This window comes from Streptomyces sp. SBT349 (assembly GCF_001083795.1).
Taxonomy (GTDB): domain Bacteria; phylum Actinomycetota; class Actinomycetes; order Streptomycetales; family Streptomycetaceae; genus Streptomyces.
Map to the genome: position 1 here is coordinate 1 of NZ_LAVK01000353.1, position 7,599 is coordinate 7,599.

The following is a 7,599-nucleotide window of genomic DNA, read 5'->3' on the forward strand; positions in this document are numbered from 1 at the left end:
GACCCGCAGCAGGCCGTTGTCCAGGGTGAACGCGCCCCGCCGCGGACGGCGCGTTCACCCTGGACAACGGCCTGCTGCGGGTCACCGTCGACGCCCGTGGCCTGCTGACCTCCGTGGTCGACCTGGCCGCGGGCCGCGAGGCCGTGCCGCCCGGCTCCGCCGCCAACCTCCTCCAGATCCACCAGGACTTCCCCAACCAGTGGGACGCCTGGGACGTCGACGCCTACTACCGCAACACCGTCGTCGACCTCACCGCGGCCGAGGAGGTCACGGCGGCCGACGGCGGCGTCCGCGTCGTCCGCGAGGTCGGCGCCTCGCGTGTCGACCAGGTGATCACGCTGCCCGAGGGCGCCCGCCGCGTCGAGATCGACACCACCGTGGACTGGCACGAGCGCGAGAAGCTGCTCAAGGCCGCCTTCCCGCTCGACGTGCGCGCCGACGACTCGCGCGGCGAGATCCCGTTCGGCCACACCCGCCGCCCCACCCACACCAACACCAGCTGGGAGGCCGCCAAGTTCGAGTTCTGCGCCCACCGCTGGCTGCACGTCGGCGAGCCGGGCTGGGGCGCGGCGCTGGTCAACGACTCGACCTACGGCCACGAGGTCACGCGCGACGTCAGGCCCGACGGGGGCACCACGACCACCGTGCGGCTCTCGCTGCTGCGGGCGCCCCGTTTCCCCGACCCCGAGGCCGACCAGGGCCGCCACCGGCTGCGGTACGCGCTGCTCGTCGGCGCGGACCTCGGCGACGCGGTCACCGAGGGCTACCGGCTCAACCTGCCGGAGCGCCGCGTCCCGGGCTCGCGCGCGGTGGCGCCGCTGGTGGCCGTGGACAACGACGCCGTGGTGATCGAGGCGGTCAAGCTGGCCGACGACCGGTCGGGCGACGTCGTCGTCCGCCTCTTCGAGTCGCGCGGGGGCCGCGCCACGGCCACCCTCACGACCGGCTTCCCGGTCGCGAACGTGACCGTGACCGACCTCCTGGAACGGCCCCTGGACGCGGAGGGGGCGCGGGCCGGCCGCGAACTGGCCCTGCGCCCCTTCGAGATCCTGACCCTCCGGCTGACCCCGCTGGCCGGGATCAGCCCTTCGGCGTGAGGACGTCCTCGATCTCGCCGAGCTCGTCCTCGGCGAACGCGAGGTTGGCGACGGCCCCGACGTTGTCCTCCAGCTGACGGACGCTGCTCGCGCCGATCAGCGCGGAGGTGACCCGGCCCCCGCGCAGCACCCACGCCAGGGCGAGCTGCGCGAGGGTCTGGCCGCGCCGCTTGGCGATCTCGTCCAGCGCCCGCGCGATCGCGACGGACTCCTCGACGCGCTCGGTGGTGAGGAACGGGCTGGCCCCGGCCGCCCGCGAGTCCCCGGGGACGCCCCCGAGATAGCGGTCGGTCAACAGGCCCTGCGCGAGCGGCGAGAACGCGATCGACCCGGCGCCGACCTCGTCCAGGGTGTCCAGCAGGCCGTCCTCGACCCAGCGGTTGACCATCGAGTAGGACGGCTGGTGGATGAGGAGCGGGGTGCCGAGGCCGGCGAGGATGCGGGCGGCCTCGCGGGTCTGCTCGGGCGAGTAGTTGGAGATCCCCGCGTACAGCGCCTTGCCCTGGCGAACGGCCGAGTCGAGGGCGCCCATGGTCTCCTCCAGGGGCGTCTCGGGGTCGGGGCGGTGCGAGTAGAAGATGTCCACATGGTCCAGGCCCATGCGGCCCAGGCTCCGGTCCAGGCTGGAGAGCAGGTACTTGCGCGACCCGAACTCCCCGTAGGGGCCCGGCCACATGTGGTAGCCCGCCTTGGTGGAGACGATGATCTCGTCGCGGTAGGGGCGGAGGTCGGCGGCGAAGACCTGCCCGAAGTTCCGCTCGGCGGCGCCGGGCCCGGGGCCGTAGTTGTTGGCCAGGTCGAAGTGGGTCACGCCGAGGTCGAACGCGCGACGGAGGATCGCCCGCTGGGTCTCGTACGGATGGGCGTCTCCGAAGTTGTGCCACAGGCCGAGCGAAATCGCCGGCAGCTTCAGGCCGGACCGTCCGCTGCGTCGGTAGGGCATGGCGTCATAGCGGCTGCCGGAGGCGACGTATGTCACGGTTCTCCCTCGTCGTGCGCGTTCTTGTGCGAACCGCCGCATCCTGACACACGCCTTACAACGTCACAACCCACGCCTTCGGCCCCCCACCGGCCCCCTGCCTCGACAAACGGCGAGCAAGCGGCCCCCTCCCCCGTGATACGCTGCTCCAGCGACATCGGCCCGGTTCAGGGCGTCGTACACGCCAGGTCCTGTGGAGCAGTTTGGAGTGCTCGCCACCCTGTCAAGGTGGAGGCCGCGGGTTCAAATCCCGTCAGGACCGCTCTGGCTGGGTAGCTCAGTTGGTACGAGCGTCCGCCTGAAAAGCGGAAGGTCGCCGGTTCGACCCCGGCCCCAGCCACCTTCCTTTGAGCAGCACATACGGGCCCCAGCGGAGATCATCCGCCAGGGCCCGTTTTTGTGTCTACCCCAACCGGTACGCCAACGCGCCCAGCCTGGCCTGGACCCCATGCCGTCGAGCGCCTTCTGCGCTCTCGGGCGCCAGTGGGTCGCACCCGGGACTGCATCTGGTCACAGGCCAGCCCGGTTCCTCAAACCGACGCCAGCCGCCACCCGTTAGTCCTGCTCCGCCTCTGGCTGTGGCGTGCTCCCACCGGTAGACGCAGCGTGATGCTCCAAGAAGCTAGCATCCACCGCGATCTCACCCATAAGACGCCATGCTCTTCGTTCATAGGTTAGGTCACCCGTTACCGTGAAGGGAAGTTTTTGCCTATACGCAACTATTGCCCAGTCATGATCTTCGCCCGACACTGTCAGATGGACGTGTCGCTGCTTCCCATTAACCTCGGCCGCAAGCGTAATCGAAGCTGTTTCCTCTTCCCCGTCCACAGCCTCATCCCTACTAAGGCTTTTGACAATGCCCACCAGCATTTCACGGCGTGGCGGCTCCTCTTGTCGCACCAGTCTTTCACGCACACGAGGTAACTCGACCATGACGTCACGGTCCAAAGTAATCGTGGTTAGCCCAACGTCGGGCCTCGGCTCGGTCACAGCCCACTCGAATGAAAGATCAAGCCGCCTTAGATGAGATGGTTGCACCATATCCTCTAGCGACTCGACTAGCCCCGCGCTAAGCCCGGCCCGCCAGGGTGCTTCCAGGATCTCTTCATCCCACTGCCTAGTAAGATATTCGGCTGTCTCCAAGCCGCGAGCTAAAGTCTCCATGACTTTACGGGGAAATGGCGAAACTGGATCGGACTCCGATCGGCCCGCCAGCGCTGGAGCATAATCACCGAGTCGGGCGGCGATGGTAAAGACAAAACTACCCCGCTTGGTATGACCCAACCGGACGTCATCTTCGAGGAACTCAGTCACCCCGGCCGGTCGCCGACCACGGTGCGGATGACTTGGGTCTGCTGCGGTGGTCGCCGCCGCACGGACCATCTTATAGAGCGCTTGTAGCGTTTTCTCTGCTTGCTGGAAAGGAATCGTGCCGTCGATCATGATCTGGTCTAAGCGAACGAAGAATAGGTCAGCTCGCGTGGTGATGATCCGCTCGTACAGTTCACCTGCATCCATCGAATGAATATGACCGAGCGACACCAGGACGTCTTCGAACCGCTTCCCAAAGTCCACGAATTCGCCTGCAAGCGGCAACATAACTCTGCCCTCAACGCGTCCGCTCGCATCTTTCAGACGCCAAATTTCACGGACCCGATCCTGCCGCGACTCAAGTTCCCAATCATGCGCTGCGAGAAACTGGGAAACAGCCGCCGGGCTCAGAGTATCTGCCGCCTCGCGATAGCCGTCAAGGGCAGAGGAACTCATCGAACGCCTCCCCCATCATCGCCGATATTTGCCATTATCTCAAGCAGTCGCCTGCCGTCGAATAAGTTCGCCCGCGGAAGGTAGACTGTTTTAGTTTCATGGACGCCGTCGTCTGGTTCGAGCCTAGAGGCCGCCTGCCAATACATACGGCTTTCCGTGATCAGGCGATCTTCGTCTACAGAAAGCCACTCTTCGGCATCCTCGGGCAATAAAAGCACACCTAGATACGCCGGAATAAATCGATTAGGCCGTATCAACTTCCGATATGGCTTCACCTTCATGGGCCAGGCCATATGAGTGGATGCGAGATAGCGCTTCTGCGTCGTACACTTCAGCTGAAGGTCGAATTCAGCGCCATAGAATCGCTTATAATCCGCCGACGAGGTGATAGTGATATCGACACCCTCGTAGTCGGTTTCATGGGTCTTGACCGCACAGCCAGCCACATAGGCAACCATGCGCGTGAACGCTAAGCTGAAGTGCTCCTGCCGCGCGGTCATGGGTAACTGTCCGTCTACCAAGTCCCGAGCATTGCTGGCACGAACATCTATGTCATCCTCAACCGTCGCCATGTGCCCCCCTTGCTCAGCGGAGGCTGAGACTAGCCGACACAGAGGGCGAAGTTAAAGGGCCAGAGCGTATCGATCTGCATCAACTCCCCTGGCCAGCATGGAAGAGCGAATCGAGGCCGGACGAACACTCGGTGCCAAACCTCCACATCGCGAGCCAGTTCGGCGGCGTATCCGGGGCAACAGGCTACTGAACGATCGAGGCGTACTGACAGTGACCAGGAAAGAGGCCCGGGCAGAGATCATCTGCCCGGGCCTTTTATCTTCGCACGTCAATGCTCAGCCCAGCCGCCTCCCGAGCCGGTCGAGCGCCTTCCGCATCTCGTCCAGCGACGCGTGGGCGTAGACCTTCATCGTCACGCTGTGATCGCTGTGCCCGGCGATCTGCTGGACGATGTGCGGCGGCACACCGAGGTCGAGCAACAGCGTCACGCAGGAGTGGCGCAGGTCATGAAAGCGGAGGTCGAGGCCGAGTCGCTTCCGGAGGGGGTACCAGGACCGGCGCAGGTTGTCCGGCTCCAATGGAGTGCCCACCCGGGAGGTGAAGACCAGGCCGCTGTCCGTCCAGGTGTCGCCCTCGGCGGCTCGCTCCTGTGCCTGGCGCTCGCGGTGGGCCAGCAGTGCGGCGACCACCAGAGGCGGCAGCGGCACCGTCCGGACCGAGGACGGCGTCTTGGGCCGGACCAGGGAGAGGCTGCCGTTCACGCGTTGCAGGGAGCGTTCCACGATAAGCGAGCCGCGGTCGAGGTCCACCGCGTTCCAGGTGAGCCCCAGCAGCTCGCCGCGCCGCATGCCCATGGCGAGCGCGAGCACGTAGAGCGCGTGCAGCCGATCCCCCTCGGCCATTTTCAACAGGAGCCGGGCCTGTGTCACGCTCAGCCCCTTGCCGGTGTCGTAGACCGGCGTCGGGACCTGCACGAGTTGGGCGACGTTCCGCGTGATCAGCTCCTCGCGCACGGCGTTCTGGAGCGCGTTCCGCAGCACGGCGTGGATCGACTGCACCATGCGCCGCGAGAGCCGCGACTCGCAGCACTCCCCCGCCGCGCAGCAGCGCTTCCGCTCCACGTCCAAGCCGTGCTTGCAGCACTGGCACTCCGCGGCCACCTGAGCGAGCCACGTCCGCACCTCGGCCGCGCGGAGCGTCCGGATCTTCTTCCGGCCCAGGCCGGGAACGAGATGGACGCGGGCGACACTCTCGTAGCCCTGGTAGGTCTTCGGCCGCCGGTTGACCGCGACCACGCGGGCCAGCCAGTAGGTCAGGTACTCCTCCAGCTTCATGTTGGTGTCGGGCTGGGGGACGCCCTTGGCCTCCTGCGCTTGCAGTTCGGTGACCTTGTGGCGCACCTCATCGCGAGTCTTGCCGTAGACCGAGACGCGCTTGCGGACGCCGCTGGTGGTGGTCACGTAGACCCGGCCGTGATAGGTCCCGTCCTTCCGGCGAGTGATGCTGCCCTCGCCGTTGGCGCGCTTGGCCATCAGTCGTTCTCCTCGATCTGCCTGCGGATGAAGGCGCGGATGGACTCGGCCGTGATGCGGCGGGCGCGGCCGATGGTGAAGCTGGTCAACTGCTTGGTGCGGATGAGGTCGTAGAGCTTCCCGCGCTTGATGCGGAGGGCGGCCATGGCCTCGGGAACGGTCAGAACCTCGATCGGGCCGGGCGCGGGGGCGGTGGTGCTGGGGGCGGGCATGCGAGATCCCTTCGGGCATGCGGTGCCGGGGTCCTGTCAGTGCCGCTACTTCCGCTACCTCCGCTACCGCCCTGGTCAGGGGCATGATCGAGGTAGCGGATCGGGGTAGCGGTAGCGGATTGGGCGCTACCGGCCCGGGGTGCGATGGCCGGGCCGGTAGCGGGAAGAAGCGCGGGGGTAGCGGATGCGGGGAGGGTTTCCGCTACCCGGGCGGGGCCTCTGAGCTGCGCGGTAGCGGAGGTAGCGGAAGTAGCGGATCCTCCGGTGGGGGTGGGCAGTACCGCTGCCAGGCGTCGGCGAGGTCGGCCGCGTAGTAGCCCTTCATCACGCTGCCGCCGGTCTTGATGTTGCGGGCGGCGATGGGGGCGTTGTCGGCGGTCATGTACTCGCGGAGCATCTTGGACAGGCCGCGGGGGTTGAGCGGCTTGCCGCCGATGTCGGCCCAGGGCGCTTCGTCCAGGCTGTGGAGCCGGTCCAGGATGGCGACGGTGGGCAGGCGGTCGATGCCCGCGAACACCTGGTCGCGCAGGTCGGTCAGCAGCCGGATGCCGAGGGATCCCTTGTCGTCCTGCCGGGCGGCGGCCACCAGCTCGACGCACGCCTGGCGGGCGCGGGCGGGCCAGGGGCCGCCGGCCGCGTCGGCGACCGCGAGCAGGGGTTCCCACACGTCGGCGGGGCGGTCGGTGACCCCTTCGGGCATCTCGGGGAAGCTGCCTTCGACGCCTTCCCTCGCGCTGTCGGCCCACCTGGCGAGGCGGTCGCGGAGCGCGTGGCCCTCGCGTTCGTGCCAGCGCTGGCGGAACCCCTCGACGGTCTCGTTGGGGGCCCGTCGGCGCATGCGGATGATGACCGAGCGGGTCAGGATCGTGTCGGGCAGCGAACCGAGCCCGGCGAGGGCCACCGCGCAGAAAGAGGGGAACTCCTGCACCGTCTGGTTGGCGCCGTCGCCGACGCACCGGTACATCACCCCGGACCGGCGGTGTCCGGCGTTGAGGAACCCGCGAAGCTGCTCGTTCTCCCCGGCCTTGGGGCCGAAGACGGTGTCGATCTCGTCGAACAGGATCGTCGGCCGCTCACCCATGCCGGAGACGGCGCGGAACAGCGCGGACGCCGACGCGTTGACCGCGACCATCGGGTAGGGCACCAGCGTCTCCACGATCTCCAGCGCGCGTGACTTCCCGCTGGCCGGTTCCGGGGAGAGGAACGCGAGCCGCGGCGTCGCGTCGAAGCAGTCGAGCAGGTGGGCGTGCGCGTCCCACAGGACGACGGCCACGTAGGCCGCTTCGCTGGGGAAGGCGTTGAAGCGGCGGTGGAACGCCTCGACTTCGTCCAGAAGCGCGGCGCCGTCCTCGGTGTGCGGGTCAGGGCGAACAGCAGAAGGGACGCCCTGTCGGGCGGCGTCCTCCGAGTCGCCCTCGACCACCGGGGGCGGGGCCGGTTTGGCGGGGGGGGGGGTGTGGGGGTCTCTTTTAAACATATTGCTGGCGCGGGCGAAGGAG

The 7,599-nt window shown here is 67.4% G+C and carries 6 protein-coding genes, 2 tRNA genes and 1 pseudogene; 3 read left to right on the forward strand and 6 right to left on the reverse strand.

What is annotated here, in order from left to right; translation table 11 throughout:
• Nucleotides 1-38: 38 nt before the first annotated feature.
• A pseudogene (locus ADY01_RS29715) lies at nucleotides 39-1,097 on the forward strand (glycoside hydrolase family 38 C-terminal domain-containing protein); the annotation flags it as partial.
• Here ADY01_RS29715 and mgrA read toward each other — a convergent pair.
• On the reverse strand, nucleotides 1,081-2,076 hold the full coding sequence (gene mgrA / locus ADY01_RS29720) for an L-glyceraldehyde 3-phosphate reductase (RefSeq protein ID WP_199826340.1): 996 nt from the start codon (nucleotides 2,074-2,076) through the stop codon (nucleotides 1,081-1,083). The pseudogene ADY01_RS29715 and the gene mgrA sit on opposite strands and share 17 nt — an antisense overlap.
• Nucleotides 2,077-2,263: 187 nt before the next feature.
• Between mgrA and ADY01_RS29725 the strand changes: the two genes are divergently transcribed.
• Nucleotides 2,264-2,338: transfer RNA gene (locus ADY01_RS29725), tRNA-Asp, on the forward strand.
• Nucleotides 2,339-2,342: 4 nt separating this feature from the next.
• Nucleotides 2,343-2,416 (forward strand) — tRNA-Phe (locus ADY01_RS29730).
• A 215-nt stretch (nucleotides 2,417-2,631) separates the two neighbouring features.
• Here the strand turns inward: ADY01_RS29730 and ADY01_RS37580 are convergent.
• The 5 genes from ADY01_RS37580 to ADY01_RS29750 all read right to left on the reverse strand — a co-directional run bounded on the left by ADY01_RS37580 (nucleotide 2,632) and on the right by ADY01_RS29750 (nucleotide 7,577).
• On the reverse strand, nucleotides 2,632-3,843 hold the full coding sequence (locus ADY01_RS37580) for a hypothetical protein (RefSeq protein ID WP_078900728.1): 1,212 nt from the start codon (nucleotides 3,841-3,843) through the stop codon (nucleotides 2,632-2,634).
• A complete protein-coding gene (locus tag ADY01_RS37585; RefSeq protein WP_078900729.1) occupies nucleotides 3,840-4,415 on the reverse strand; it encodes a DUF4365 domain-containing protein in 576 nt (191 codons plus the stop codon). The genes ADY01_RS37580 and ADY01_RS37585 overlap by 4 nt, the downstream gene beginning before the upstream one ends.
• Nucleotides 4,416-4,691: 276 nt before the next feature.
• The gene (locus ADY01_RS29740) at nucleotides 4,692-5,888 is read right to left on the reverse strand and encodes a site-specific integrase (protein WP_049579657.1); all 1,197 of its coding nucleotides are present in this window, start codon (nucleotides 5,886-5,888) and stop codon (nucleotides 4,692-4,694) included.
• Nucleotides 5,888-6,100 (reverse strand): helix-turn-helix domain-containing protein, encoded by a 213-nt coding sequence (locus ADY01_RS29745; protein WP_049579659.1) that lies wholly within the window; start codon nucleotides 6,098-6,100, stop codon nucleotides 5,888-5,890. Before ADY01_RS29745 ends, ADY01_RS29740 begins: the two co-directional genes overlap by 1 nt.
• Before the next feature lie 202 nt (nucleotides 6,101-6,302).
• Entirely contained in the window at nucleotides 6,303-7,577 is a 1,275-nt protein-coding gene (locus ADY01_RS29750; RefSeq protein ID WP_078900730.1) for a DUF3631 domain-containing protein, read from the reverse strand.
• Between the last annotated feature and the right edge of the window lie 22 nt (nucleotides 7,578-7,599).

Bases quoted from the DNA above. Each gene is read 5' to 3' on its own strand.
- ADY01_RS37580 (WP_078900728.1), bottom strand. From the start codon at position 3,843: ATGAGTTCCTCTGCCCTTGACGGCTATCGCGAGGCGGCAGATACTCTG.
- ADY01_RS37585 (WP_078900729.1), bottom strand. From the start codon at position 4,415: ATGGCGACGGTTGAGGATGACATAGATGTTCGTGCCAGCAATGCTCGG.
- ADY01_RS29740 (WP_049579657.1), bottom strand. From the start codon at position 5,888: ATGGCCAAGCGCGCCAACGGCGAGGGCAGCATCACTCGCCGGAAGGAC.
- ADY01_RS29745 (WP_049579659.1), bottom strand. From the start codon at position 6,100: ATGCCCGCCCCCAGCACCACCGCCCCCGCGCCCGGCCCGATCGAGGTT.
- ADY01_RS29750 (WP_078900730.1), bottom strand. From the start codon at position 7,577: ATGTTTAAAAGAGACCCCCACACCCCCCCCCCCGCCAAACCGGCCCCG.